General features: G+C 39.6%; 26 protein-coding genes, 4 tRNA genes and 1 pseudogene. 29 read left to right on the plus strand and 2 right to left on the minus strand.

Annotation, left to right across the window (positions count from 1 at the left end; translation table 11 throughout):
- Positions 1-16: 16 nt before the first annotated feature.
- On the minus strand, positions 17-700 hold the full coding sequence (locus ACTHJT_RS12895; RefSeq protein WP_440238811.1) for a hypothetical protein: 684 nt from the start codon (positions 698-700) through the stop codon (positions 17-19).
- Between the two features lie 3 nt (positions 701-703).
- Complete coding sequence (gene rpoN, locus ACTHJT_RS12900) at positions 704-2158, minus strand: RNA polymerase factor sigma-54 (protein ID WP_440238813.1); 1455 nt, start codon at positions 2156-2158, stop codon at positions 704-706.
- A gap of 126 nt (positions 2159-2284) precedes the next feature.
- Here rpoN and asnS point away from each other — a divergent pair, with 126 nt between their 5' ends.
- The 29 genes and pseudogenes from asnS to rpsQ all read left to right on the plus strand — a co-directional run.
- On the plus strand, positions 2285-3679 hold the full coding sequence (gene asnS / locus ACTHJT_RS12905) for an asparagine--tRNA ligase (RefSeq protein ID WP_440238815.1): 1395 nt from the start codon (positions 2285-2287) through the stop codon (positions 3677-3679).
- 175 nt (positions 3680-3854) lie between these two features.
- Positions 3855-3940, plus strand: a tRNA-Tyr gene (locus tag ACTHJT_RS12910).
- 80 nt (positions 3941-4020) lie between these two features.
- Positions 4021-4093, plus strand: a tRNA-Gly gene (locus ACTHJT_RS12915).
- Between the two features lie 18 nt (positions 4094-4111).
- Positions 4112-4184, plus strand: a tRNA-Thr gene (locus ACTHJT_RS12920).
- A gap of 67 nt (positions 4185-4251) precedes the next feature.
- On the plus strand, positions 4252-5439 hold the full coding sequence (gene tuf / locus ACTHJT_RS12925) for an elongation factor Tu (protein WP_440238817.1): 1188 nt from the start codon (positions 4252-4254) through the stop codon (positions 5437-5439).
- A 110-nt stretch (positions 5440-5549) separates the two neighbouring features.
- Positions 5550-5620 (plus strand) — tRNA-Trp (locus tag ACTHJT_RS12930).
- Between the two features lie 15 nt (positions 5621-5635).
- Positions 5636-5818, plus strand: coding sequence for a preprotein translocase subunit SecE (secE, locus tag ACTHJT_RS12935; protein WP_440238819.1), 183 nt, complete (start codon positions 5636-5638; stop codon positions 5816-5818).
- A gap of 23 nt (positions 5819-5841) precedes the next feature.
- Positions 5842-6400, plus strand: a pseudogene (gene nusG / locus ACTHJT_RS12940) (transcription termination/antitermination protein NusG).
- A 4-nt stretch (positions 6401-6404) separates the two neighbouring features.
- Positions 6405-6848, plus strand: a complete 444-nt coding sequence (gene rplK, locus ACTHJT_RS12945) for a 50S ribosomal protein L11 (RefSeq protein ID WP_440238821.1) — start codon at positions 6405-6407, stop codon at positions 6846-6848.
- Between the two features lie 14 nt (positions 6849-6862).
- Positions 6863-7561, plus strand: a complete 699-nt coding sequence (gene rplA / locus ACTHJT_RS12950; RefSeq protein ID WP_440238823.1) for a 50S ribosomal protein L1 — start codon at positions 6863-6865, stop codon at positions 7559-7561.
- Between the two features lie 27 nt (positions 7562-7588).
- Positions 7589-8092, plus strand: a complete 504-nt coding sequence (gene rplJ / locus ACTHJT_RS12955) for a 50S ribosomal protein L10 (RefSeq protein ID WP_440238825.1) — start codon at positions 7589-7591, stop codon at positions 8090-8092.
- Positions 8093-8157: 65 nt separating this feature from the next.
- Entirely contained in the window at positions 8158-8532 is a 375-nt protein-coding gene (rplL, locus tag ACTHJT_RS12960; protein ID WP_440238827.1) for a 50S ribosomal protein L7/L12, read from the plus strand.
- Between the two features lie 135 nt (positions 8533-8667).
- Positions 8668-12543 carry a DNA-directed RNA polymerase subunit beta gene (gene rpoB, locus ACTHJT_RS12965; RefSeq protein WP_440238829.1) on the plus strand — a complete coding sequence of 1292 codons (3876 nt, stop codon included), beginning with the start codon at positions 8668-8670 and terminating at the stop codon, positions 12541-12543.
- A gap of 50 nt (positions 12544-12593) precedes the next feature.
- Positions 12594-16910 (plus strand): DNA-directed RNA polymerase subunit beta', encoded by a 4317-nt coding sequence (gene rpoC, locus ACTHJT_RS12970; RefSeq protein ID WP_440238831.1) that lies wholly within the window; start codon positions 12594-12596, stop codon positions 16908-16910.
- A gap of 76 nt (positions 16911-16986) precedes the next feature.
- Positions 16987-17319 (plus strand): DUF3467 domain-containing protein, encoded by a 333-nt coding sequence (locus ACTHJT_RS12975; RefSeq protein ID WP_440238833.1) that lies wholly within the window; start codon positions 16987-16989, stop codon positions 17317-17319.
- 163 nt (positions 17320-17482) lie between these two features.
- Positions 17483-17896 carry a 30S ribosomal protein S12 gene (rpsL, locus tag ACTHJT_RS12980; protein ID WP_011586515.1) on the plus strand — a complete coding sequence of 138 codons (414 nt, stop codon included), beginning with the start codon at positions 17483-17485 and terminating at the stop codon, positions 17894-17896.
- A 7-nt stretch (positions 17897-17903) separates the two neighbouring features.
- Positions 17904-18371, plus strand: a complete 468-nt coding sequence (gene rpsG / locus ACTHJT_RS12985) for a 30S ribosomal protein S7 (RefSeq protein ID WP_440238835.1) — start codon at positions 17904-17906, stop codon at positions 18369-18371.
- Positions 18372-18389: 18 nt separating this feature from the next.
- The gene (fusA, locus tag ACTHJT_RS12990) at positions 18390-20495 is read left to right on the plus strand and encodes an elongation factor G (RefSeq protein ID WP_440238837.1); all 2106 of its coding nucleotides are present in this window, start codon (positions 18390-18392) and stop codon (positions 20493-20495) included.
- Positions 20496-20499: 4 nt separating this feature from the next.
- Complete coding sequence (gene rpsJ / locus ACTHJT_RS12995; protein WP_011586512.1) at positions 20500-20805, plus strand: 30S ribosomal protein S10; 306 nt, start codon at positions 20500-20502, stop codon at positions 20803-20805.
- Between the two features lie 192 nt (positions 20806-20997).
- Complete coding sequence (gene rplC, locus ACTHJT_RS13000; RefSeq protein ID WP_440238839.1) at positions 20998-21618, plus strand: 50S ribosomal protein L3; 621 nt, start codon at positions 20998-21000, stop codon at positions 21616-21618.
- Positions 21619-21620: 2 nt separating this feature from the next.
- On the plus strand, positions 21621-22247 hold the full coding sequence (gene rplD / locus ACTHJT_RS13005) for a 50S ribosomal protein L4 (protein ID WP_440238841.1): 627 nt from the start codon (positions 21621-21623) through the stop codon (positions 22245-22247).
- Between the two features lie 8 nt (positions 22248-22255).
- A complete protein-coding gene (gene rplW, locus ACTHJT_RS13010) occupies positions 22256-22543 on the plus strand; it encodes a 50S ribosomal protein L23 (RefSeq protein ID WP_440238843.1) in 288 nt (95 codons plus the stop codon).
- A gap of 16 nt (positions 22544-22559) precedes the next feature.
- Positions 22560-23399: a 50S ribosomal protein L2 gene (rplB, locus tag ACTHJT_RS13015; protein WP_440238845.1), complete on the plus strand. Its 840-nt coding sequence runs from the start codon at positions 22560-22562 to the stop codon at positions 23397-23399.
- Positions 23399-23665 carry a 30S ribosomal protein S19 gene (gene rpsS, locus ACTHJT_RS13020; protein ID WP_440238847.1) on the plus strand — a complete coding sequence of 89 codons (267 nt, stop codon included), beginning with the start codon at positions 23399-23401 and terminating at the stop codon, positions 23663-23665. The genes rplB and rpsS overlap by 1 nt, the downstream gene beginning before the upstream one ends.
- A gap of 31 nt (positions 23666-23696) precedes the next feature.
- Positions 23697-24245: a 50S ribosomal protein L22 gene (rplV, locus tag ACTHJT_RS13025; protein WP_440238849.1), complete on the plus strand. Its 549-nt coding sequence runs from the start codon at positions 23697-23699 to the stop codon at positions 24243-24245.
- 5 nt (positions 24246-24250) lie between these two features.
- A complete protein-coding gene (gene rpsC / locus ACTHJT_RS13030; RefSeq protein ID WP_440238851.1) occupies positions 24251-25009 on the plus strand; it encodes a 30S ribosomal protein S3 in 759 nt (252 codons plus the stop codon).
- Positions 25010-25042: 33 nt separating this feature from the next.
- A complete protein-coding gene (gene rplP / locus ACTHJT_RS13035) occupies positions 25043-25465 on the plus strand; it encodes a 50S ribosomal protein L16 (RefSeq protein WP_440238853.1) in 423 nt (140 codons plus the stop codon).
- Position 25466: 1 nt separating this feature from the next.
- On the plus strand, positions 25467-25655 hold the full coding sequence (gene rpmC, locus ACTHJT_RS13040) for a 50S ribosomal protein L29 (protein WP_440238855.1): 189 nt from the start codon (positions 25467-25469) through the stop codon (positions 25653-25655).
- Positions 25656-25689: 34 nt separating this feature from the next.
- A partial coding sequence (gene rpsQ, locus ACTHJT_RS13045; RefSeq protein ID WP_440238857.1) for a 30S ribosomal protein S17 occupies positions 25690-25932 on the plus strand: 243 nt, incomplete at its 3' end.

The following is a 25932-nucleotide window of genomic DNA, read 5'->3' on the forward strand; positions in this document are numbered from 1 at the left end:
GAACAAGATTCATAGCTTATAGATTGAATGAAAAATTGAGATTGAAAACTAAAAAATATAAACCAATGCTGCTGATCAGCATTCCCAAAACATAACCCGCATATACCTGTCCGGGAGTATGACCATTCAGGTACAAACGGCTTGACAAGGTGATACCACTGATTAACAATGTTCCTGTGATCACATAAATAAAATCCGGATTAGGGATAATCGTATAAATCAATATGAAGATCATTAAGCTTGCACCCAATGCAATCGCATGCGCACTGATCTTCCAAAAGATGCTGATGAATGCTGTCATTAATACAGAGATACTGATGATCATCATCAGACATGTTAAAAGTAAAGGGAAGTGCAGGTAGGTATAGAACATATACGAAAGCGCGCAATAATATATCCCAACGTAAAAGAACGGTACGATCCGGTCTTTGTTGGAATCCATGAGTAGTTCCCGATTGCCGATTTTTTTACGGAGCAGTAGCAGATTTATTCCCAGCATGATCAATGGAATAATCGCAGTAGTAATAAGAATCATACCCACAACATATAACTGTGCAGGAATGGAATAAGGGTTGAATACCATATTCCCGAAATAATAAAACACGGCAAAAATATAAGTAGGAACAAATACCGGGTGTAACAGATAGGAAATAATAAGTGCAAAATAGTACCAGCTGTTTTTTTGAGTATGGTGCTTCATAAATTATAATTCCTTTCTTAAGCGGGCTACCGGAATGTTCAGTTGTTCGCGGTATTTGGCAACGGTTCTTCTGGCAATGTTATAACCTCTCTTGTTTAATTCTTTCTCTAATTTTTCATCAGAGAGTGGCTTTTTCTTTTGCTCAGCATCAATAATTTCTTTCAGGATGTGTTTTACTTCGCGGCTGCTGGCATCTTCACCGGAATCTGTGGAAATACCTTCAGAAAAGAAATATTTTAACGGATAAATCCCGAACTCTGTTTGTATGGCTTTGCTGTTCGCAACACGGGAGATGGTTGAAATGTCCATGTTTACCATGTCTGCAATATCTTTCAGGATCATGGGTTTCAGATAACTCTCATCACCTTCAAAAAAGAACTCTTTCTGGAATTCTAAAATTGCATGCATCGTACGCAATAAAGTCTGCTGGCGTTGTTTGATGGCTTCAATAAACCATTTGGCTGCATCCAGTTTTTGCTTCACAAACGTAACCGCCTCTTTTAATTTCTTATCTGTTTTCGCGCTTTTATCATACGTTTCAAACATCTCCGAATAATTCCTGCTTACACGTAGATCAGGCGCATTTTTAGAATTCAGGAATAATTCCAGCTGACCGTTGTTTGTCTGCAGGATAAAGTCAGGCATCAGGTATTGCGTTTTAATATCATCACCTGAGGTGCCTCCTGGCTTAGGATTCAGCTTCGTTATTGTATTTACAGCAGCCTTGATCGACTCATCATCAACGTCCAGTTTCTTCTGAATTTTGTCGTAATGCTTTTTCGTGAAGTCATCAAAAAAATCTTTTAGGATCGTATGTGCCAAAAGTACTTCGGGTTCGCCAAGGTGTCTGCGCTCAATTTGCAGCAGCAAACACTCCTGCAGGTCGCGTGCACCTATTCCTGCCGGGTCAAAGTCCTGAATCTTGAACAGTACTTCTTCTATTTCTTCAACGTTGGTTTCGATGTTTTGGGAAAAAGCCAGATCATCAACAATCAGGTCCAGGTTTCTGCGGATATAACCGTCCTCATCAATACTACCAATGAGCTGCTCGGCAATCTTTGTCTGGCGTTCGTCAAGGCGCAGAAAACCCATTTGATTCAAAAGCATTTCCGTTAATGAAGTCGTGCCGGCAATGGGAGATTCGCGTTCATCATCATCCTGCGAAGGTCCGTCGCCCTGCATTTTATAGCCTGCCACATCTTCATCACGTATGTATTCCTGAACATCCAGTTCATCATCAGCATATTCATCCTCTCCTGAGTCTGAATACTCATCTTCGCCGGATTCTTTATCTTCAAGCGGTTCTTCTTTACCTTCTTCCAGGGCAGGATTTATCTCAAGCTCTTCTTCAATTCTAGATTCCAATTCTGCTGCAGGTATTTGCAGGAGTTTTATAAACTGAATCTGCTGAGGAGATAGTTTTTGAGATAACTGCTGCTGAATACTTAATTTTTGCATAAAATCTTAAAATGGTCGCTAAGCAAAACGTGCTTATAAACAAAAATAGAGCATTTTTGAAATTCTTTTTGATTAAAAAGATAAAATATACTTTTTTTGCGCTCTCTTACTGTAAACGCATACAACGTGAAAAGAATAAAAATTAAAGAATTACTAAGTAATTCAGACCAGTACATAGATCAGCAGGTTGTGCTAAAAGGCTGGGTTAGAACGAAACGCGGAAATAAACACGTTGCTTTTGTTGCTTTAAATGATGGTTCAACCATTCATACCATACAAATAGTGCTTGATATCGTTAAATTCAGCGAAGAGCAATTAAAGGATGTTGCTACCGGAGCATGCATTTCGGTTTCCGGAAAGCTGGTACGCTCGCAGGGAGCCGGACAATCGGTGGAAGTGCAGGGTGATACGCTGGAGGTGATTGGTATTGCCGACCCGGAAACGTACCCGTTACAGAAGAAAGGTCACTCTTTGGAGTTTTTAAGAGAAATCGCGCACTTAAGACCGCGTACAAACACATTCAGCTGCGTATTGCGCCTGCGTCATGCAATGGCTTTTGCCGTGCATAAATTCTTTAATGAAAAGGGGTTTGTATATGTACATACACCAATCATTACCGGTTCTGATGCGGAAGGTGCAGGAGCTATGTTCCAGGTGACGACACTGGATCTGAAAAATCCTGCGAAAACAAAAGAAGGTGAAGTCGATTATACAAAAGATTTCTTTGGTAAAGCTACCAACCTGACTGTTTCAGGACAATTGGAAGGAGAATTGGCTGCAATGGCATTGGGCGAAGTATATACATTCGGACCTACGTTCCGTGCGGAAAATTCAAACACTACCCGTCACCTGGCTGAATTCTGGATGATTGAACCGGAGATGGCGTTCTATGAGATTCAGGACAACATGGATCTTGCGGAAGAATTCCTGAAGTACCTTGTTAAATATGCGCTGGATAACTGCATCGACGACCTGAACTTCCTGAATGAAATGTATGACAAGGAATTGGTTGCCCGTTTAAAAAGTGTTACCGAGACACCTTTTGTGCGGTTGAACTATACAGAAGCGGTAGAAATTTTAATAGCTACCAAACAGAAATTTGAATACAAAGTTGAATGGGGAATTGACCTTCAATCTGAACATGAGCGTTACCTGGTTGAAAAACATTTCAAAAAGCCGGTTATTTTAACAAACTACCCGAAAGCGATCAAAGCTTTCTATATGAAAGCAAACGAAGATGGAAAAACTGTCCGCGCAATGGATGTGTTGTTCCCGGGTATCGGAGAAATTATCGGCGGCTCTCAGCGTGAGGATAATCTGGAAAAATTACAGGAGCGTTGCAGAGAAGTAGGTATTCATGAAAAAGATATCTGGTGGTACCTGGAAACGCGTAAATTCGGTTCTGCTCCACATAGTGGTTTTGGACTTGGATTTGAGCGTTTAATGCTTTTCGTTACAGGAATGGGTAATATCCGTGATGTTATTCCATTTCCACGTACACCACAAAGTGCTGAATTTTAAATCTTTTCATTTAATTGTGCAAAATTATAGATTATTTATTGCAAAAAGTTTGAATTAAATAAAAAACCCTATAATTTTGCACTCTCTTAAAAATGGCTCAAAGGCCAAATTTCGCCTGAAAGGTCTTTTTTAAGAACTGTTCTCTGAATTCTTGAAAATAGAATTTATTCTAAATGGGGGAGTACCAAAGCGGCCAACTGGGGCAGACTGTAAATCTGCTGACTTATGTCTTCCAAGGTTCGAATCCTTGTTCCCCCACCAGAGACTAAACTTAAAATCCAAAATGACATTCTGAAGCCGTTTTGAATGTTAGGATTTGTTTTTTGAGGTCTGGTCAAATTGCGAAAGTAGCTCAGCTGGTAGAGCGATAGCCTTCCAAGCTATAGGTCGCGGGTTCGAACCTCGTCTTTCGCTCTAAAAATTTTCTTAGCGGCCGATGTAGCTCAGCTGGTAGAGTACTTCCATGGTAAGGAAGGGGTCACGGGTTCGAGCCCCGTCATTGGCTCTATAAAGAAAATTGTTAACTAATATCTTTACGTATACTATACATCTTAAATTGAGGATTTTCAAATATGGCAAAAGAAAATTTTGACCGTTCAAAACCACACGTTAACGTTGGTACAATTGGCCACGTCGATCACGGTAAAACAACTTTAACAGCAGCAATCACAAAAGTATTGTCTGAAAAAGGTTTAGCTGAGAAGAGAGATTTCTCTCAAATCGATAATGCTCCGGAAGAAAAAGAAAGAGGTATTACAATCAATACTTCTCACGTTGAGTACGCTACTGCAACTCGTCACTATGCACACGTTGACTGTCCAGGTCACGCCGATTACGTGAAGAACATGGTTACAGGTGCTGCTCAGATGGATGGTGCTATCCTTGTAGTTGCTGCTACAGATGGTCCAATGCCACAAACTCGTGAGCACATCCTTCTTGCTCGTCAGGTAGGTGTTCCTGCAATGGTTGTATTCATGAACAAAGTAGATTTGGTTGATGATCCTGAATTGTTGGAATTAGTTGAAATGGAAATCCGTGAGTTGTTGTCATTCTACAACTTCCCTGGAGATACAATGAGCATCATCAAAGGTTCTGCTTTAGGTGGTCTTAACGCTGATCCGAAATGGGTTGCTACTATCGAAGAATTAATGGACGCGGTTGATAAGGATATTCCAATTCCTCCACGTTTGACTGATCAGCCTTTCTTGATGCCGGTTGAAGACGTATTCTCTATTACAGGTCGTGGTACAGTTGCTACTGGTAGAATTGAAAGAGGTGTTATCAACTCTGGTGAAGCAGTTGACATCATCGGTTTCGGTGCTGATAACTTGAAATCTACAGTTACTGGTGTTGAAATGTTCCGTAAAATCCTGGATCGTGGAGAAGCTGGTGATAACGTAGGTCTTCTTCTACGTGGTATTGAAAAAGAATCTATCAAGCGTGGTATGGTAATCTGCAAGCCAGGTTCTGTTAAACCACACTCTGAATTCAAAGGTGAAATCTACGTTCTTTCTAAAGAAGAAGGTGGTCGTCATACTCCATTCTTTAACAAATACCGTCCACAGTTCTACATGAGAACGACAGACGTTACAGGTGAAATCGAGCTTCCTGCTGGAACTGAGATGGTTATGCCTGGTGATAACATCACAATTACAGTTAAATTGATCGCTCCGATTGCCTTGGAAAAAGGTTTACGTTTCGCTATCCGTGAAGGTGGTAGAACAGTAGGTGCTGGTCAGGTTACTGAAATCTTGAAATAATTATCCTACTTAAACAAAGTGCGTTTTTGAATTTTTCAGAAACGCACTTGTTTTTTTATAGGATTGTTAATATCTTTGCACCCCGGCTTTAAAATTTCCGGGGTGCTTTTACGGGTGTAGTTCAAGGGTAGAATGTCGGTCTCCAAAACCGCTGATGGGAGTTCGAATCTCTCCACCCGTGCACAAGGAATTGATTATGAGAAAACTATTTAGTTTTGTACAAGGTTCAATAGACGAGCTGACAACAAATGTATCCTGGCCAAAATGGTCTGAGTTACAGAGCAGTTCGGCTTTGGTATTACTTGCATCTATCATATTTGCAATTGTTATAGGTCTCATTGACTTCGCGTTTAAATACGTGTTACAGTCGATTTACTAATTTTATATTCTTTCTGAAGGATCATGAGCGAGTTGCATTGGTACGTAGTTAGGGCTGTTAGCGGCCAGGAAAAAAAGGTAAAATCTTACCTTGAAAACGAAATTACCAGACAAAGACTAGTGGACTATGTGCCACAAGTGCTTATTCCTGCCGAGAAGGTGTATGAAATGAGAAATGGTAAAAAGAGAGTTAGAGAAAGAAGTTTTTTCCCAGGATATGTTCTGATACAAGCAGATCTGAGTCATGGTGAAGCGGCCCACGTGATTACCAGCATTCCTGGTGTTCTCGGCTTCCTGGGTGCTTCTGAAGGCGCTGCTTCAAAAAAAACCAATTCCACTTCGTCAATCTGAGGTCAATAGAATATTGGGCACAGTTGATGATTCTCAGGTGGGAGAGGTTGTACTGGAAACTCCGTTTGTTGTAGGCGAAACCGTAAAAGTTATGGATGGTCCTTTCAGCGGGTTTACAGGTAATGTAGAAGAAGTATTCGAAGAAAAGAAGAAGCTTAACGTTATGGTTAAAATATTTGGCCGTAATACACCCGTTGAGCTTAATTATATACAAGTAGAAAAACTCCAGTAAGAAAATGGCAAAGGAAATTACCGGATTCGTGAAGCTACAGATTAAAGGTGGGGCTGCAAACCCTTCACCTCCAGTTGGTCCTGCTCTTGGTTCCAAGGGTTTGAACATCATGGAATTCTGTAAGCAATTCAACGCAAGAACACAGGATAAACCTGGTGTATTGCTTCCAGTATTAATCACAGTTTACTCTGACAAGTCTTTTGACTTCGTCGTAAAAACTCCTCCTGCAGCTATTCTATTAGCGGAAGCAGCTAAAATCAAAAAAGGTTCTGCAGAACCTAACCGTGTTAAGGTTGGATCTGTGAACTGGGATCAAATCCGTACAATCGCGGAAACAAAGATGCCGGATTTAAATGCTTTTAAAATAGAATCTGCAATGAAAATGGTAGCAGGTACTGCCCGCAGTATGGGATTAACAGTATCAGGTAAAGCACCTTGGGAGAACTAATTTAAATTAAAGTCATGGCAAAGTTGACAAAAAAACAAAAAGACGCTCTAAGTAAATTTGATGTCAATAATTCCTACTCTCTTTCTGACGCATCAGCTTTAATTAAGGAAATCACTTATACAAAATTCGACGCTTCTGTTGATATTGATGTAAGATTAGGTGTTGATCCTAAAAAAGCAGATCAAATGGTGCGTGGTATTGTGACGCTTCCTCACGGTACAGGTAAAGATGTTCGTGTATTGGTACTTTGTACGCCTGATAAAGTTCAGGACGCTAAAGATGCCGGTGCAGATCACGTAGGGTTAGACGACTATATCCAGAAAATCGAAGGTGGTTGGTTGGATATTGACGTAATCATCACAATGCCTACAGTTATGGCAAAAGTTGGTAAACTAGGTAAAATACTTGGTCCACGCAACTTAATGCCTAACCCAAAAGCCGGTACTGTTACACTGGACGTGGCAAAAGCGGTGAAAGATGTTAAAGCTGGTAAAATCGACTTCAAAGTTGATAAATTTGGTATCGTGCATACTAGCGTAGGTAAAGTATCTTTCTCTCCGGAGAAAATTCTTGAAAACGCAAATGAAGTATTGCAAGTACTTGCTAAATTAAAACCTGCTTCAGCAAAAGGTACATATATTAGAAGCATTACGCTTTCTAGTACTATGAGCCCAGGTATAACAATTGATAAGAGCTCAGTAGCAGGTCTGTAATTAGAGCCTGATTAAACGAGTAATCAAATGACAAAAGAAGAAAAAGCAATAATCATTCAGGAGGTTGCACAGAAGATAGCAGGAGCTGCTACATTCTATATCACTGATGGTTCTGGAATGACAGTAGATCAAATTAACAAATTCAGAAAACTGTGTTTTTCTAAAGGTGTTGAATATAAAGTTGTAAAGAACTCTTTAATTAAAAAGGCTCTTCAACAATTGAATATTGACCACTCAGCTTTAGATGGCGCTGCTCTGAAAGGTGCTTCTGGTCTAATGTTCTCCGACACAGCAAACGTACCTGCTAAACTTTTGAAACAATTCCACAAAACCGGAGTTGCAAAACCTGAGTTCAAAGGGGCATCTGTTTTCGCAGATTTCTATGTTGGAAAAGATAAACTTGATGCCTTAGCATCAATCAAATCTAAAGAAGAACTTATCGGCGATATCATCGCTCTATTACAAGCTCCGGCTCAACGCGTTATCGGTGGTCTTACAAACGAAAGCCGCGTTTTCGCAGAGCAAGCTTAAAAAAATTAGCTTCGGCTGATAAAACAAATACTTAAAAATTAAATTCATTAATAATTTATAATACAATGGCAGATTTAAAAGCGTTCGCTGAGCAATTGGTTAATTTAACAGTGAAAGAAGTTAATGAATTAGCTTCTATACTTAAAGATGAATATGGCATCGAGCCAGCTGCTGCTGCGGTAGTAGTTTCTGGTGGTTCTGAAGGTGGTGCAGCTGCAGCTGAAGAGAAAACAGCATTTGATGTTATTCTTAAGAGTGCTGGTGCTTCAAAATTAGCAGTAGTTAAATTGGTAAAAGATCTTACTGGTCTTGGCTTGAAAGAAGCTAAAGATTTAGTTGACGGTGCTCCAAAACCTCTAAAAGAAGGTGCATCTAAAGACGAAGCTGAAGCTATCAAGAAACAACTTGAAGAAGCTGGTGCTGAAGTAGAAATTAAGTAATTACTAATTCTCTTCTGTTTATCAGATACGGCATTAGGCCTGACAGTTCATGTCAGGTCTTTTCCTGTTTGTATACCATCAGAATAATAGTGCTGAATTTCAGTTTAATTTATCTAACATAAACTAATTAAAGCGTTGGCAACTAACAATACTCAAAATCTTAGAAAGAGCTTTGCAAAAACGAGAAGTACGGTTGAATACCCAGATTTCTTAGATATTCAAGTTAGATCTTTCAAAGATTTTTTTCAGATTGATACTCCTGCTGAAAATAGATTCAAAGAGGGACTTTATAAAGTTTTTGCAGAAAATTTTCCAATCTCTGACTCTCGTGATAATTTTATTTTGGACTTCATCGATTACAACATCGATACGCCGAAATATAATGTTGACGAATGTATTGATCGTGGATTAACGTACGCAGTACCTCTTAAAGCAAAACTTCGTCTTACATGTAACGATAAAGACAACGAAGACTTCCAGACAATCGAACAGGAAGTGTTCCTTGGGAATATCCCTTACATGACTGAACGCGGTTCATTCGTTATCAATGGCGCAGAGCGAGTAATCGTATCTCAGTTGCACCGTTCTCCGGGTGTATTCTTTGCTCAAAGCAAACACACAAACGGAACAAAACTTTACTCCGCAAGAGTAATTCCTTTCAAAGGATCCTGGATTGAATTTGCAACAGACGTGAACAACGTAATGTTTGCTTACATCGATCGTAAAAAGAAATTCCCTGTAACTACCTTATTGAGAGCAATCGGTTACGGTAGTGATAAAGATATATTGGATTTATTTGGTTTATCAGAAGAAGTTGAAGCAAATAAAGCGAACATCAAAAAATCAATCGGTAGAAAATTAGCTGCACGTGTACTTCGTACATGGACAGAAGATTTCGTTGACGAAGATACTGGAGAGGTTGTTTCTATTGACCGTAACGAAGTTCTTCTTGAGCGTGATTCTATCATCAAAGAAGAGGACATCAATATCATTGTTGAGTCAGGTTCTAAATCAATTATCCTTCACCGTGAAGATGTAAATATTGCTGATTACACAATCATCTACAATACACTTCAGAAAGATAATTCAAACTCAGAAAAAGAAGCGGTTGAGCAAATCTACCGTCAATTAAGAAATACAGACGCACCGGATGAACAAACAGCTCGTGATATCATTCACAACTTGTTCTTCAGTGATAAACGTTATGATCTTGGTGAAGTTGGTCGTTACAGAATCAATAAAAAATTAGGTAGCGGAATGGGTAGTGAGGTTAAAGTCCTTACGAAAGAAGACATCATCAACATCGTTAAATATTTAATCGGTCTTATCAACTCACGCGCAGTTGTTGATGATATCGATCACTTGAGCAACCGTCGTGTTCGTACGATGGGTGAGCAGCTTTACAGCCAGTTCAGTGTTGGTCTTGCACGTATGGCAAGAACAATCAAAGAACGTATGAATGTTCGTGATAACGAAGATTTCAAACCTGTAGATTTGATCAATGCTCGTACACTTTCTTCAGTAATCAATTCATTCTTCGGAACAAACCAGTTATCTCAATTCATGGATCAAACCAATCCATTGGCTGAGATTACACACAAGCGCCGTATGTCGGCTCTTGGGCCTGGTGGTTTATCCAGAGAGCGTGCTGGTTTCGAAGTTCGGGATGTTCACTACACGCATTACGGTCGTCTGTGTACCATCGAAACTCCTGAAGGTCCAAACATCGGTTTGATTTCTTCTCTTTGCGTTCACGCTAAAGTAAACAGCATGGGTTTCATCGAAACTCCTTACCGTAAAGTTATTGATGGTATCGTTGATGTTAAAAATCAACCGGTATTCTTAACTGCGGAAGAAGAAGACGGTGCACACATCGCACAGGCAAACGCTATGTACGACGATAACGGTAATTTCCTTAACGATCGTATCAAAGCAAGATATGAAGGTGACTTCCCGGTTATTGCTCCGGATAAAGTTGACTTGATTGATATCGCAACAAACCAGATCGTATCCGTTGCAGCATCGCTTATTCCATTCCTGGAACATGATGATGCGAACCGTGCATTGATGGGATCAAACATGCAGCGTCAGGCAGTTCCTCTATTGAGACCGGAAGCTCCGATCGTAGGTACAGGTCTTGAAAGACGCGTGGCAATGGATTCAAGAACATTGTTGATTGCAGAAGCCGATGGTGTTGTTGAATATGTAGATGCTAACGAAATCAAAATGCGTTACGATCTTACAGATGAAGATCGTTTGGTAAGCTTTGATTCAGATATAATCACATATAGCTTAATCAAATTCAGAAGAACCAACCAGGATACTTGTATCAACTTGAAGCCTGTTATTCAACATGGTGAAAGAGTTAAAAAAGGACAGGTACTATGCGAAGGTTATGCTACAGACAAAGGCGAATTAGCATTAGGCAGAAACTTAATGGTAGCGTTCATGCCTTGGCAAGGGTACAACTTCGAAGATGCGATTGTTATCAGTGAAAAAGTAGTACGTGATGATATCTTCACTTCTATTCACATTGAAGAATTTGAATTGGAAGTTAGAGACACAAAACGTGGTGAAGAAGAATTAACTTCTGAGATTCCGAACGTAAGTGAAGAAGCTGTTAAGAACCTGGATGAAAACGGTATTATCCGTACAGGTGCTGAAATTAAAGAAGGTGATATCCTAATCGGTAAAATCACTCCTAAAGGTGAATCTGATCCGACACCGGAAGAGAAATTGCTTCGTGCGATCTTTGGTGATAAAGCTGGTGATGTGAAGGACGCTTCAATGAAAGCTCCGCCATCATTACGCGGTGTTGTTATCGATACAAAATTATTCTCACGTCCGAAAAAAGATAAAGATCTACGCCTGAAATCTAAGAAACAGGTTGAAACAATAAAGGCTAAGTACAGCAAAGATCTTTTAGCTTTAAGAGAGCAAATGATTGAAAAGCTTACAACTTTATTGGAAGGCCAGACTTCTCAAGGTGTTAAACACAAGTTCGGAGATGAAGTAATTTCTAAAGGCGTTAAATTCTCCCGTAAAAATATTGAGGCGAATGTCTTCCCGGACAAGAACCCATACAGAGATGAGAGCAACTACAACGTTCAGGAAGAGGCTAACCTTTTAGGTGATTTGATTATTGACAATTGGACATCTGACAAGAAGATCAATGAAAACGTTTTACGTTTAGTTAAAAACTATTTAACACAACGTAACGAAACAGCTGGTAAATTCAAACGTGAGCGTTTCACTTTAGAAGTTGGTGATGAATTACCTGCAGGTATTGTTCAATTAGCAAAAGTATACATTGCTAAGAAACGTAAGTTGAAAGTTGGTGATAAGATGGCGGGTCGTCACGGTAACAAAGGGGTTGTTGCCCGTATCGTTCGTGATGAAGATATGCCGTTCTTAGAAGACGGAACACCAGTAGATATCGTACTGAACCCACTAGGGGTACCTTCACGTATGAACATCGGTCAGATCTATGAAACTCTATTAGGTCTTGCTGGTAAACGCTTGGGTAGAAAGTATGCAACACCAATCTTCGACGGTGCTTCTGAAGAAGAAGTAATCAACGAATTAAAAGATGCAGGTTTACCGCCAATTGGTCGCACAAGATTGATTGATGGTTTATCAGGTAATCCTTTCGACCAACCAGTTACTGTTGGTGTTATTTATATGATGAAACTTGGTCACTTGGTTGATGATAAGATGCACGCTCGTTCTATCGGGCCATACTCTCTTATCACGCAGCAACCGTTGGGCGGTAAAGCTCAATTCGGTGGTCAGCGTTTTGGTGAAATGGAGGTTTGGGCACTTGAAGCATTCGGTGCAGCAAATATTCTTCAGGAGATCCTTACAGTGAAATCTGATGATGTTGTAGGTCGTGCTAAAACATACGAATGTATTGTTAAAGGCGAAAACCTACCGAGACCAAACATCCCGGAATCATTCAATGTATTGGTGCATGAACTAAGAGGTTTAGCTCTTGAGATCACACTTCACTAATATCATAATAGTTTAAGAACCTTTTGGCTAACCAATAGACACAGAAAAAAATGGCGTTCAGAAAAAACAAAAAACTGAATAACGATTTCACAAAAGTAACCATCAGTCTTGCTTCTCCGGAATCAATTCTTGAAGGATCTCATGGTGAGGTTACACAACCGGAAACGATCAATTACAGAACATACAAACCAGAAATGGGAGGTTTGTTCTGCGAAAGAATTTTCGGTCCGGTAAAAGACTGGGAATGTCACTGCGGTAAATACAAACGTATCCGTTACAAAGGGATTATTTGTGACCGTTGTGGTGTTGAAGTAACTGAGAAAAAAGTTCGTCGTGAACGTATGGGGCACATCGAATTAGTAGTACCTGTTGCGCATATCTGGTATTTCCGTTCACTACCAAATAAGATCGGTTACATGTTAGGTTTACCTACCAAGAAACTTGATCAGATTATATATTACGAGCGTTATGTTGTTATTCAATCAGGTGTTAAATCTGAAGATGGTATCAACTACCTTGATTTCCTTACTGAAGATGAATATCTGGATATTCTGGATAAACTTCCTCGTGAGAACCAATTATTAGACGATAAAGATCCGAATAAATTCATCGCTAAGATGGGGGCTGATGCGTTAGAAACACTTCTATCCCGTCTGAACCTGGATGAGTTATCATACAGCTTACGTCACGCGGCAGCAAATGATACTTCTCAGCAACGTAAAGCAGAAGCTTTAAAACGTTTGAAAGTTGTTGAAGCATTCCGTGATGCAAGATCTCGTATAGAGAACAAACCAGAGTGGATGGTAATCCGCATGGTGCCTGTTATTCCGCCGGAATTACGTCCGTTAGTTCCATTGGATGGTGGTCGTTTCGCAACATCAGATTTGAATGATCTTTACAGACGTGTTATTATCCGTAACAACCGTTTGAAGAGATTGATCGAAATCAAAGCTCCGGAAGTAATCCTACGTAACGAAAAACGTATGCTTCAGGAAGCAGTAGATTCATTATTCGACAACTCACGTAAGATTAACGCTGTACGTGCAGAAGGTAACAGAGCATTGAAATCACTTTCAGATATGTTGAAAGGTAAGCAAGGACGTTTCCGTCAGAACTTACTTGGTAAACGTGTTGATTACTCTGGTCGTTCTGTAATCGTTGTAGGACCTGAATTGAAAATGCACGAATGCGGTCTTCCGAAAGATATGGCAGCTGAATTATTCAAGCCATTTATTATTCGTAAGCTGATCGAGCGTGGTATTGTAAAAACAGTTAAGTCTGCCAAGAAAATAGTGGATCGTAAAGATCCGGTTGTTTGGGATATTCTTGAAAACGTATTGAAGGGTCACCCGATTCTTCTAAACCGTGCTCCTACACTTCACCGTCTAGGTATTCAGGCATTCCAGCCAAAATTAATCGAAGGAAAAGCAATCCAGTTACACCCGTTAGTGTGTACTGCCTTCAACGCCGATTTCGATGGTGACCAGATGGCTGTTCACGTGCCGCTTGGACACGAAGCTATTCTTGAAGCATCGTTATTGATGATTGCATCTCATAACATCCTGAACCCTGCGAATGGTGCGCCGATTACAGTACCATCTCAGGACATGGTTCTTGGTTTATACTATGTAACAAAAGGCCGTAAGTCTACACCGGAACATCCGATCAAAGGAGAAGGTATGGCATTCTACGGTGCTGAAGAAGTTGTGATCGCTATCAACGAAGGTCGCTTATCACAACATGCACATATTAAAGTTAAAGGTACAGTACGTACTGATTCAGGTGAACTGGTAGAACAAATGATCGATACCGTCGCAGGTAGAGTATTGTTCAACCTGGTTGTTCCGGAAGAAGTAGGTTTCGTAAACGAACTTTTAACAAAGAAAAAATTACAGTTGATCATTGGTATGGTATTCAAGATCGCTGGTATGTCCAAGACTGCGAAGTTCCTGGATGATATTAAGCAGATCGGATTCCAGATGGCCTTCAGAGGTGGTCTTTCTATTGGTTTGGATAACATTGGTATCCCGGCTGATAAAAATACATTGATCGATGGAGCTAAGAAAGAAGTTGATTCTGTATGGAGCAATTACTTAATGGGTCTTATCACGGATAACGAACGTTACAACCAGGTGATCGATATCTGGACACGCGTTAACTCTGAGATTACGGATACATTGATGAAACAGCTTGAAGCAGATCAGCAAGGTTTCAACCCGATCTACATGATGATGCACTCCGGTGCCCGTGGTTCTCGTGAGCAGATTCGTCAGTTGGGTGGTATGAGAGGTTTGATGGCGAAACCACAAAAGAACTTGCAAGGTTCAGTGGGTGAGATCATCGAAAACCCGATCCTTTCTAACTTCAAAGAAGGTCTTGACGTTATTGAATACTTCATCTCTACACACGGTGCACGTAAAGGTCTTGCCGATACAGCCCTTAAAACGGCCGATGCAGGTTACTTAACGCGTCGTTTGGTGGATGTTGCTCAGGACGCGATTATCAACGAACAGGATTGTGGTACATTAAGAGGTCTTACAGTTTCTGCATTAAAAGACAATGATGATATCGTTGAGCCTTTAACAGAGCGTATCCTTGGTAGAGTGAGTGTTCACGATGTGTTCCACATTCTTACAAATGAATTATTAGTTTCTTCAGGACAGGAAATTACTGAAGAGATTGCAAGAAAGATAGATGACTCAGGTATTGAATCTGTAGAAATCAGATCAGTGCTTACTTGTGAATCAAGAAGAGGATGCTGTGCAAAATGCTACGGTAGAAACTTATCATCCGGTCAGATGGTTGGTATCGGTGAATCTGTAGGTGTTATTGCAGCACAATCCATTGGTGAACCGGGAACTCAGTTAACACTCCGTACATTCCACGTGGGTGGTACAGCATCTAACATCACTGTTGATGCAAACATTAAAGCTAAGTTTGATGGTGTAGTGGCTTTTGATGATTTAAGAGTAATCCAGTCTACAAACCTGGAAGGTGATAAAGTTACTGTAGTAATGGGCCGTTCAGGTGAGATTCGTATCGTTGAACCGGTATCTGGCAAAACGTTATTGAGCAACCACGTTCCTTACGGCGCATTCCTGAATGTAAAAGATGGCGAGGCTGTGAAGAAAGGTCAGGAGCTTTGCTTCTGGGATCCATACAACGCAGTTATCTTGTCTGAATTCGAAGGTACAATCCAATTCGATTCAATCGAAGAAGGTGTTACTTACCGTGAAGAATCTGATGAGCAGACAGGCCACAGAGAAAAAGTTATCGTTGATACAAAAGATAAAACGAAAAACCCTGCAATCATTGTAAACCATAAGAAAGGCGAACCTAAAGGATACAGCATCCCGGTAGGTGCCCACTTAGCGGTTGAAGATGGACAGGATGTTAAACCTGGTCAGGTATTAGTTAAGATTCCTCGTTCTGTTGGTAAAACAAGAGATATTACAGGAGGTCTTCCACGAGTAACAGAATTGTTCGAAGCTCGTAACCCTTCTAACCCGGCTGTTGTTAGTGAGATTGATGGTATTGTTACATACGGTGCAATCAAGAGAGGTAACAGAGAAATCTTCATCGAGTCTAAAGATGGCGTTAAGAAGAGATACATGGTACCGCTTTCTAAACACATCCTTGTTCAGGATAACGATTTCATCCGTTCAGGTAATCCTTTGACAGATGGTGCAATTACGCCATCAGATATCTTATCAATCAAAGGTCCTACAGCGGTTCAGGAATATTTGGTAAACGAAATTCAGGAAGTATACCGTCTGCAAGGTGTAAAAATCAATGATAAACACATTGAAATCATTGTTAGACAGATGATGCAAAAGGTTCAGATTATCGAAGCTGGAGATACATCTTTCTTAACAAATCAGGCAGTGGATCGCTTCAAGTTCAGAGAAGAAAACGACAATATCTTAGATAAGAAAGTTGTTGTAGAATGTGGAGATTCTGAAAAATTAAGACCAGGTATGATTATTACTGCGCGTCAGTTGAGAGATGAAAACTCTAGTCTGAAACGTAAAGATCAGCGTCTGGTAGTAGTTAGAGATGCAGAACCTGCTGTTTCTATGCCAACGTTACAAGGTATTACGCAAGCTTCTTTGGATACAGAAAGCTTCATCTCTGCAGCATCGTTCCAGGAAACAACAAAAGTTCTGAGCGAAGCAGCGGTAAGAGGAAAAGTAGATTACTTGAAAGGCTTGAAAGAAAACGTTATCGTAGGTCACTTGATCCCTGCAGGTACAGGTCAGCGAGTATTCAACGACATCATTGTAGGATCTAAAGAAGAATACGATAGCTTGATCGCTTCAAAAGAAGCATTTAATGCTTCTCGCAAAGGCGAGTTGCAACAGAGTTAATCATTCATTGATAAAATGAACAAGGGCACTGGTTTAAAACCTTTGCCCTTGTTTTTTCTAAAAGCGTCTTATAAATATGGCTATCAAAAATAATCCGGCTGAAGAAATGATGCAAAATCAATTAAACATCGAATTGCCGGAAGATATGGCAGAAGGTGTTTACGCTAATTTAGCGATGATTGCCCATTCCAACAGTGAGTTTGTATTGGATTTCATCCGTATGATGCCGGGAGTGCCCAAAGCGCGGGTAAAAGCACGGGTTGTATTGACTCCGGAACACGCAAAACGCTTATTACAGGCCCTGAATGACAATATTGTGAAATACGAAGAGTCATTTGGAGCAATCAAGGATCAGGAAGAATTTCCCCGTTTCCCGATGAATTTCGGGGGCACAATAGGGGAGGCATAGCCCAAATCCATCCAAAAACAGCAATAAAATAATAAAGAATACCAGATTTGGTGATAAGATGTGGATGAATTTTTAAAAAAATAATATCCACAATTTGCAGAATAGCCAAATATGCGTACCTTTGCAGTCCGATAAATTGAGAATAGTTAAATACTTAGGATAAATGCCTACTATACAACAATTAGTAAGAAAAGGAAGAGAACAACTTGTATTCAAGTCCAAGTCTCCTGCTCTAGATTCCTGCCCACAAAGAAGGGGCGTATGTACACGTGTGTACACTACAACACCAAAGAAACCAAACTCTGCGATGCGTAAAGTTGCGAGGGTGCGTTTAACAAACTCTAAAGAGGTGAATGCTTACATCCCAGGAGAAGGTCACAACCTTCAGGAACACTCAATCGTGTTGATCCGTGGCGGTAGAGTAAAAGATCTTCCAGGTGTTCGTTATCACATCGTTCGTGGAGCGTTAGATACTGCCGGAGTAAACGGTAGAAAACAAAGTAGATCTAAATACGGTGCTAAGAGACCTAAACCAGGCCAGGCTGCTGCAGCTCCTGCTAAAGGCAAGAAAAAATAATTAGATTATGAGAAAGGCGAAACCAAAGAAGAGATATCTTCTTCCTGATCCAAAATTTAGTGATACTATGGTTACTAAATTTGTTAACAGCTTAATGTATGATGGCAAAAAAAGCACAGCATACTCAATTTTTTATGATGCAGTAGCATTAGTTGAAAAGAAAACTTCTGAAAGCGGCTTAGAAGTTTGGAGAAAGGCACTTAACAACGTGAGTCCTCAGGTTGAGGTTCGTTCTCGTCGTGTAGGTGGTTCTACTTTTCAGGTTCCAACGGAAGTTCGTCCTGAAAGAAAGATGGCTTTAGGGATGAAATGGTTGATCAACTACGCTCGTTCCCGTGGTGAAAAAACAATGACAGATAAATTGGCTGGTGAAATTATCTCTGCTTCTAAAGGTGAAGGTGCTGCAGTTAAAAAGAGAGATGATGTACACAGAATGGCTGAAGCAAACAAAGCATTCTCACATTTCAGATTCTAATTTTCGGCAAACGATATTATGGCTCGCGATTTAAAATTCACAAGAAATATTGGTATTGCCGCTCACATTGATGCTGGTAAAACTACTACAACTGAACGTATCCTTTACTATGCTGGTGTAAACCACAAAATTGGTGAAGTTCACGAAGGTGGAGCAACAATGGACTGGATGGCTCAGGAGCAGGAAAGAGGTATTACAATTACTTCTGCTGCAACTACAGTTGGCTGGAAATATAGAAACAATAACTACCACGTAAACATCATTGATACACCAGGTCACGTCGACTTTACAGTTGAAGTAAACAGATCTCTACGTGTACTCGATGGTTTGGTATTCTTATTTAGTGCAGTTGATGGTGTTGAACCACAATCTGAAACAAACTGGCGTTTAGCAAACAACTACAAAGTTGCTAGATTAGGTTTCGTTAATAAAATGGACCGTTCTGGTGCTGATTTCTTAAATGTGTGCAAACAGGTTAAAGAAATGTTAGGTAGCAACGCTGTTCCATTGCAGTTACCAATCGGTTCTGAAGATAACTTCCAGGGTGTTGTTGATCTTGTGAACAACAGAGCAATTGTTTGGAATGAAGCTGACAAAGGTATGACTTTCACGGAAGTGCCTATTCCGGCTGACATGGTTGACGAGACTCTTGAATACAGAGAAAAATTACTTGAAGCAGTAGCTGACTATGATGAGACTTTGATGGAGAAATTCTTCGAAGATCCAAACTCAATTTCAGAAGCTGAAATATTAACAGCATTACGTAAGGCTGTTTTAGATATGAAAATCGTACCAATGTTGTGCGGTTCTTCTTTCAAAAACAAAGGCGTACAAACAATGCTTGATTATGTAATGGAGTTATTACCATCTCCATTAGACAGAGATAATATCGTAGGTACAGATCCTGATACAGATAAAGAAGTTGTTCGTAAGCCGGTTGAAACAGATCCATTCTGTGCACTTGCATTCAAAATTGCAACTGACCCATTTGTAGGCCGCCTATGTTTCGTTAGATCATACTCTGGTCTTCTTGAATCAGGTTCTTACGTTTACAATACGCGTTCTGGAAACAAGGAAAGAATTTCCCGTATCTTCCAGATGCACGCAAACAAACAAAATCAAATCGAAAGATTACACTGTGGTGATATCGGAGCTGTTGTAGGTTTCAAGGATATCAAAACTGGAGACACTCTTTGCGATGAAAAAAATAAAATTGTTCTTGAATCAATGGTCTTCCCAGAGCCGGTTATCGGTTATGCGATTGAGCCTAAGACTCAAGCTGACGTTGACAAAATGGGTGTAGCTATCGCCAAATTGGTAGAAGAAGATCCAACGTTACACGTTCACACGGATCAGGAAACTGGTCAGACAATTTTGAGAGGTATGGGTGAATTGCACCTTGAAATCATCATCGATCGTATGAAGCGTGAATTCAAGGTTGAAATTAACCAAGGTGCTCCTCAGGTTGCTTACAAAGAATCATTAACAAAAAGCACAGAACACCGCGAAGTTTTCAAGAAACAGTCAGGTGGTCGTGGTAAGTTCGCAGATATCGTATTCGAATTATCTCCTCGTGAAGATGAGAAATTAGGATTAGAGTTTGTAAATAATATCGTGGGTGGTGTGATTCCAAAAGAATTTATTCCATCTATTCAGAAAGGTTTTGAAGAGGCAATGAAAAATGGCGTAATCGCTGGTTTCCCTGTGGAATCAATGAAAGTACGTTTATTCCATGGTTCATTCCACGATGTCGATTCAGATGCATTATCATTTGAATTAGCAGCAAGACAAGGTTTCAAAGAAGCAGCTAAGAATGCAGGTGCAAAAATCATGGAACCAATTATGTCTGTTGAAGTTGTTACTCCTGAAGAATATACAGGTCCGGTAACAGGCGACTTGAACAGAAGAAGGGGTATGATGAAAGGCATGGATTCTAAAATGGGAGCTCAGGTTATCAAGGCGGACGTTCCATTGTCTGAATTATTCGGCTATGTGACTGATTTGAGAACTATCTCTTCTGGTCGTGCAACCGCTTCATTGACATTCTCTCATTATGAATTCGTTCCTGCAAACCTTGCAGAAACTATAGTAGCTAAAGTTAAAGGTACTGCTGTAAGCAAATAATATCATGAATCAAAAAATCAGAATAAAACTTAAATCTTACGATCACAACCTGGTTGATAAATCTTCCGAGAGAATCGTGAGAGCTGTTAAGGCTACAGGGGCTGTTGTTAGCGGTCCAATTCCATTGCCTACAGAAAAAGAGATTTTCACAGTATTGAGATCTCCACACGTTAACAAGAAATCAAGAGATCAGTATCAGCTTTGTACTTACAAAAGATTAGTTGATATCTATTCTACAAGCTCTAAAACAGTTGATGCTCTAATGAAATTAGAGTTGCCAAGTGGGGTAGATGTAGAAATCAAAGTTTGATAAAATATCTCTTTTTGATAGAAATAATAGAATGTAATACGAAAGTATTACATTTCTTTTCTACAAAGGGCTCATTTAAGAGAAAATAAACGTAAACTAATTTTGCTTACATGTATTTTTTCGTATCTTTGCAGTCCCTTTTTAGCGAAGGTGTAAATAATTAAATTGTATTGTCCGTAAAATATTAGGGTGATGTCCGGTATTATAGGTAAAAAAGTAGGGATGACAAGCGTATATGATACAGTAGGGAATTATGTTCCTTGTACTGTTATCGAAGCAGGTCCTTGCGTTATCACGCAAATCAAAACTGTAGAAACAGACGGTTACAAAGCTGTTCAGTTGGCTTTTGATGATAAAAAAGAAAAGAGCACTACTAAGCCTCTTTTAGGTCATTTCAAAAAAGCAGGTGTTTCTCCAAAAAGAAAGCTTGTTGAATTTAAAGGTTTTGAAAACGAATTGTCTCTTGGACAATCATTAGCTGCACAAGACATATTTGCTGAAGGTGACTTCGTGGATGTTGTTGGTACTGCTAAAGGTAGAGGTTTTCAGGGTGTAGTAAAAAGACATGGTTTTGGTGGTGTGGGTGGTCAAACTCACGGTCAGCATAACAGAGCTCGTCACGCCGGTTCTATCGGTGCTTGTTCTTTCCCTGCACGTGTATTCAAAGGTACTCGTATGGCTGGTAGAATGGGTAACAACAGAGTTAAAATTCAAAATTTACAAATTTTGAAAGTTTATCCTGAGCACAACTTATTAGTTGTTAGTGGTTCTGTACCAGGTTCTAAAAATTCTTACGTTTTAATTGAGAAGTAATTATGGAACTTTCCTTATTAAATATCAAAGGTAAAGATACTGGAAAGAAAGTAGTTCTTTCTGACGATATCTTCGCGGTAGAGCCTAACAACCACGCGATCTATTTAGATGTGAAACAATATCTTGCTCATCAAAGACAAGGTACTCACAAAGCTAAAGAGCGTGCTGAAGTTTCTTTTTCTACTAAGAAATTGAAAAAACAAAAAGGTACAGGTGGTGCGAGAGCAGGTAGCCGTAAATCACCAGTATTTGTTGGTGGTGGTACTATCTTCGGTCCAAGACCAAGAACATATGGTTTCAAAGTAAATAAAAAAGTTAAAGATTTAGCACGTAAGTCTGCTTTCAGCCACAAGTTGAAAGAAAGTAACGTAACTGTTCTTGAGAACTTCACTTTGAAAGCTCCAAAAACTAAAGATTATTTGGCAATACTTAAAGATCTTTCTTTCGATACGAAAAAGACTTTATTAGTTATCGCTGATATCGATAAAAACATAATCCTTTCAAGCAGAAACTTGAAAAAAGCTAAAGTTGTTAGCGTAGACCAAATCAATACTTACGATTTAGTAAATGCTGAGAAAGTAGTTATTTCTGAAGGATCTGTTTCGAAAATTGAAGCGTTACTCAACTAATTAGAGTCATGAGTATTTTAAAGAAACCACTTATTACCGAGAAGGTATCTGCACAGAATGAAGGTGGAGTATACGGCTTTGTTGTAGATAAAAATGCTAACAAAGTTGCCATCAAACAAGCAGTTGAAAAAATGTACGGCGTCAATGTTGAAGAAGTAAGAACCATGATCGCTCCAGGTAAAAAGAAAACCCGTTACAGCAAAGGGGCTTTCTTAACTGGAAAGACATCTTCATTCAAAAAGGCAATCGTAAAAGTTAAAGACGGAGAAATCATAGATTTCTACAGTAATCTATAATCATTAAGGTTCCATCATGTCACTGAAAAAATTCAGACCGATCACACCTGGTACAAGATTCAGAGTAGGCCCATCATTTGATGATGTAACTACATCTACTCCTGAAAAGTCGCTTCTTGTTTCTATTAAGAAATCAGGCGGTCGTAACAGCCAAGGTAAAATGACTATGCGCTATATTGGCGGTGGTCACAAACAGCAATATCGTATTATCGATTTCAAACGCGATAAACACGGTATTCCAGCAGTTGTAAAAACGATTGAGTACGATCCGAATCGTACTGCTCGTATCGCTTTATTGTCTTATGCAGACGGTGAAAAAAGATACATCATTGCTCCGGCAGGATTAACAGCAGGTACTACGTTACTTTCTGGTCCGGGTATCGCTCCGGAAGTTGGTAACTGTTTACCACTATCAGATATTCCTCTAGGTACTGTTGTACACAACATAGAGTTAAAGCCAGGTAAAGGTGCTGCGATGTCTCGTAGCGCTGGTACTTACGCTCAATTAGTAGCTCGTGAAGGTAAATATGCTACGCTTAAATTACCTTCTGGCGAAATGAGAATGGTCCTTGTAGTTTGCTATGCAACTATTGGTACTGTTTCTAATGCAGACCACATGAACCTTACAAAAGGTAAAGCGGGTGCTACAAGATGGACAGGTAAGAGACCACGTGTAAGAGGTGTTGCTATGAACCCTGTTGATCACCCAATGGGTGGTGGTGAAGGTCGTTCATCTGGCGGTCACCCAAGATCTAGAAAAGGCTTGTATGCTAAAGGTGGTAAGACCAGAAGCGCGAACAAGTATTCTAAGAATATGATAGTTAAAAAAAGAGTTAATAAAAGATTGAGTAAATAATGTCACGTTCGCTCAAAAAAGGCCCATACATCGATTTCCGTCTTGACAATAAAGTTCAGGCGTTGAATGAATCTTCTAAGAAGACTGTGATCAAGACTTGGTCAAGAAGATCAATGATCTCTCCTGAATTCGTTGGACATACTTTCGCAGTACACAACGGAAATAAATTTATCCCTGTTTATGTTACTGAAAACATGGTAGGACATAAATTTGGTGAATTTTCACCAACAAGGACTTTCAAAGGTCACGCGGCTAAAAAGAAATAATTAGAGTCATTCATAATGACATTGTATTCCAATGGAAACGACAGTTAAAATAAAAAAATCAGTTCTCAAAAGACAGAAGATTGCAGCAGCGAAAGAAGCTGCAGCAAAAGGAGCTGTTAAGGCACACCTTAACAACGTTCCAACTTCTACTAGAAAGATGAGACTTGTAGCTGATCTTGTAAGAGGACAGCGTGTAACTTTAGCATTAGGTATTTTGAAATACCAGGCTAAACAGGGTGCTAGAAAATTAGAAAAATTAGTACTTGGTTCTGTTGCTGATTGGCAAGCTAAAAACTCTGAAGCTAGAGTTGAAGATGCTGATTTATATATTCGCGAAATTTTTGTAGATGGCGGTAGAGTTCTTAAAAGACTTCGTACTGCTCCTCAAGGTAGAGCGTATAGAGTTCGTAAAAGATCAAACCACATCACAATTGTGATTGATTCTTTAAAAGAACTACCTGCTGCACCAGTTGCAGTAGTTGAAGAAAAAGAAGTTGTTGCTGCTAATGCTAAGAAGCCAAAAGCTGCTGCTAAAAAAGCAACTGGTGAAAAAAGCAAAGCTAAAACTAAAGCGAATTAATTACCATGGGACAAAAAGTTAATCCGATAGGTTTCCGTTTAGGAGTTGTTAAAGGTTGGGAATCTAACTGGTACGGAGGCAAAACATTTGCTGACAAATTAGTTGAAGACGAACAAATTCGTAAATATGTACTTGCTCGTATTCCTAAAGGCGGTATCTCTAAAATAGTTATCGAAAGAACTATCAAAAGAGTAACCCTTACAATTAATACTGCTAGACCAGGTGTTGTAATTGGTAAAGGCGGCGCTGAAGTTGATAAAATTAAAGAAGAGTTAAAGAAAATTACAGGTAAAGATGTTCAAATTAACATCTTTGAAATCAAAAGACCTGAAATGGAAGCTCTTTTAGTTGGCGAATCAATCGCTCAACAATTAAAAGCTAGAATTTCTTACCGTCGTGCAATGAAGCAAGCAATTGCTGGTACTATGCGTGTAGGTGCTCTTGGTATTAAAGTTAAATTATCCGGTCGTTTAGGTGGTGCTGAGATGGCGCGTACTGACCAATACAAAGAAGGACGTATTCCTTTGCATACATTACGTGCTGATATTGATTACGCTGTTAGCGAAGCATTAACAGTATACGGTAAAATCGGTATCAAAGTATGGATCTTCAAAGGTGAAGTATACGGTAAGAGAGATTTATCTCCAAATGTTGGAAGTGCTGCATCTGGTACAAGTTCTTCTAATAACGAAAATGCTGCTCCGAACCAAGGTCCGAGAAGAAAAAGAGGCGGAGAAGGTAATAGAAAAAAGTCTAACAAATAGAACAGAGATTCTGTCTGTATATAAATAAAAGTCATGTTACAGCCAAAACGTACAACATATAGAAAGCAGCAAAAAGGGAGAGTAACTGGTGTTGCTACCCGTGGTCATAGAATTGCTTTCGGCTCTTTTGCAATTAAGTCTTTAGAAGGCGGCTGGATTACAGCTCGTCAGATCGAAGCAGCACGTATCGCGATGACTCGTGCAATGAAAAGAGAAGGCCAGGTTTGGATCAGAATATTCCCTGACAAACCAATCACTCAAAAACCTGCAGAGGTTCGTATGGGTAAAGGTAAAGGTGCTCCAGAATATTGGGTTGCTTGTATCAAACCAGGTACAATCTTATTTGAATCAGGTGGAGTATCATTAGAAACGGCACAAGAATCTTTGCGTTTGGCTGCGCAGAAGTTGCCTTTCAAAACTAAGTTTATTGTAAGACCGGATTACGTAGCATCATAATATGAAAACTGCTGAAATAAAAGGTTTATCGGTACAAGATTTAAAGCAGCGCATCGCTGCTGAAAAAGAGAACTTGCACAAGCTGAAATTTGCACATGCGATTTCTCCGATTGAGAATCCGATGAAAATAAGTCATACTCGTAAGCTGATTGCTCAATTGAGTACTGAACTTACTGCAAAAAGTAAATAAGTTAAGGTCGAAAGATTAAATCTACCGAACTATAATGGAAGAGATTCTAAGAAACGCCAGAAAAGAAAGAACTGGCAAAGTAGTGAGTAATAAGATGAATAAGTCTATTACGGTAGCTGTTGAACGTAAAGTAAAACACGCTAAGTATGGTAAATTCATACATAAAACTACAAAATTAATGGCCCATGATGAAAATCAGGAATGCGGAATTGGTGATACAGTGCGCGTTATGGAAACAAGACCATTAAGTAAATTGAAACGTTGGAGACTCGTTGAA

This window comes from Cytophaga sp., from assembly GCF_051961495.1.
Lineage (GTDB): Bacteria > Bacteroidota > Bacteroidia > Cytophagales > Cytophagaceae > Cytophaga.

Bases quoted from the DNA above. Each gene is read 5' to 3' on its own strand.
- ACTHJT_RS12895 (WP_440238811.1), bottom strand. From the start codon at position 700: ATGAAGCACCATACTCAAAAAAACAGCTGGTACTATTTTGCACTTATT.
- rpoN (WP_440238813.1), bottom strand. From the start codon at position 2,158: ATGCAAAAATTAAGTATTCAGCAGCAGTTATCTCAAAAACTATCTCCT.
- tuf (WP_440238817.1), top strand. From the start codon at position 4,252: ATGGCAAAAGAAAATTTTGACCGTTCAAAACCACACGTTAACGTTGGT.
- secE (WP_440238819.1), top strand. From the start codon at position 5,636: ATGAGAAAACTATTTAGTTTTGTACAAGGTTCAATAGACGAGCTGACA.
- rplK (WP_440238821.1), top strand. From the start codon at position 6,405: ATGGCAAAGGAAATTACCGGATTCGTGAAGCTACAGATTAAAGGTGGG.
- rplA (WP_440238823.1), top strand. From the start codon at position 6,863: ATGGCAAAGTTGACAAAAAAACAAAAAGACGCTCTAAGTAAATTTGAT.
- rplJ (WP_440238825.1), top strand. From the start codon at position 7,589: ATGACAAAAGAAGAAAAAGCAATAATCATTCAGGAGGTTGCACAGAAG.
- rplL (WP_440238827.1), top strand. From the start codon at position 8,158: ATGGCAGATTTAAAAGCGTTCGCTGAGCAATTGGTTAATTTAACAGTG.
- rpoC (WP_440238831.1), top strand. From the start codon at position 12,594: ATGGCGTTCAGAAAAAACAAAAAACTGAATAACGATTTCACAAAAGTA.
- ACTHJT_RS12975 (WP_440238833.1), top strand. From the start codon at position 16,987: ATGGCTATCAAAAATAATCCGGCTGAAGAAATGATGCAAAATCAATTA.
- rpsL (WP_011586515.1), top strand. From the start codon at position 17,483: ATGCCTACTATACAACAATTAGTAAGAAAAGGAAGAGAACAACTTGTA.
- rpsG (WP_440238835.1), top strand. From the start codon at position 17,904: ATGAGAAAGGCGAAACCAAAGAAGAGATATCTTCTTCCTGATCCAAAA.
- fusA (WP_440238837.1), top strand. From the start codon at position 18,390: ATGGCTCGCGATTTAAAATTCACAAGAAATATTGGTATTGCCGCTCAC.
- rpsJ (WP_011586512.1), top strand. From the start codon at position 20,500: ATGAATCAAAAAATCAGAATAAAACTTAAATCTTACGATCACAACCTG.
- rplC (WP_440238839.1), top strand. From the start codon at position 20,998: ATGTCCGGTATTATAGGTAAAAAAGTAGGGATGACAAGCGTATATGAT.
- rplD (WP_440238841.1), top strand. From the start codon at position 21,621: ATGGAACTTTCCTTATTAAATATCAAAGGTAAAGATACTGGAAAGAAA.
- rplW (WP_440238843.1), top strand. From the start codon at position 22,256: ATGAGTATTTTAAAGAAACCACTTATTACCGAGAAGGTATCTGCACAG.
- rplB (WP_440238845.1), top strand. From the start codon at position 22,560: ATGTCACTGAAAAAATTCAGACCGATCACACCTGGTACAAGATTCAGA.
- rpsS (WP_440238847.1), top strand. From the start codon at position 23,399: ATGTCACGTTCGCTCAAAAAAGGCCCATACATCGATTTCCGTCTTGAC.
- rplV (WP_440238849.1), top strand. From the start codon at position 23,697: ATGGAAACGACAGTTAAAATAAAAAAATCAGTTCTCAAAAGACAGAAG.
- rpsC (WP_440238851.1), top strand. From the start codon at position 24,251: ATGGGACAAAAAGTTAATCCGATAGGTTTCCGTTTAGGAGTTGTTAAA.
- rplP (WP_440238853.1), top strand. From the start codon at position 25,043: ATGTTACAGCCAAAACGTACAACATATAGAAAGCAGCAAAAAGGGAGA.
- rpmC (WP_440238855.1), top strand. From the start codon at position 25,467: ATGAAAACTGCTGAAATAAAAGGTTTATCGGTACAAGATTTAAAGCAG.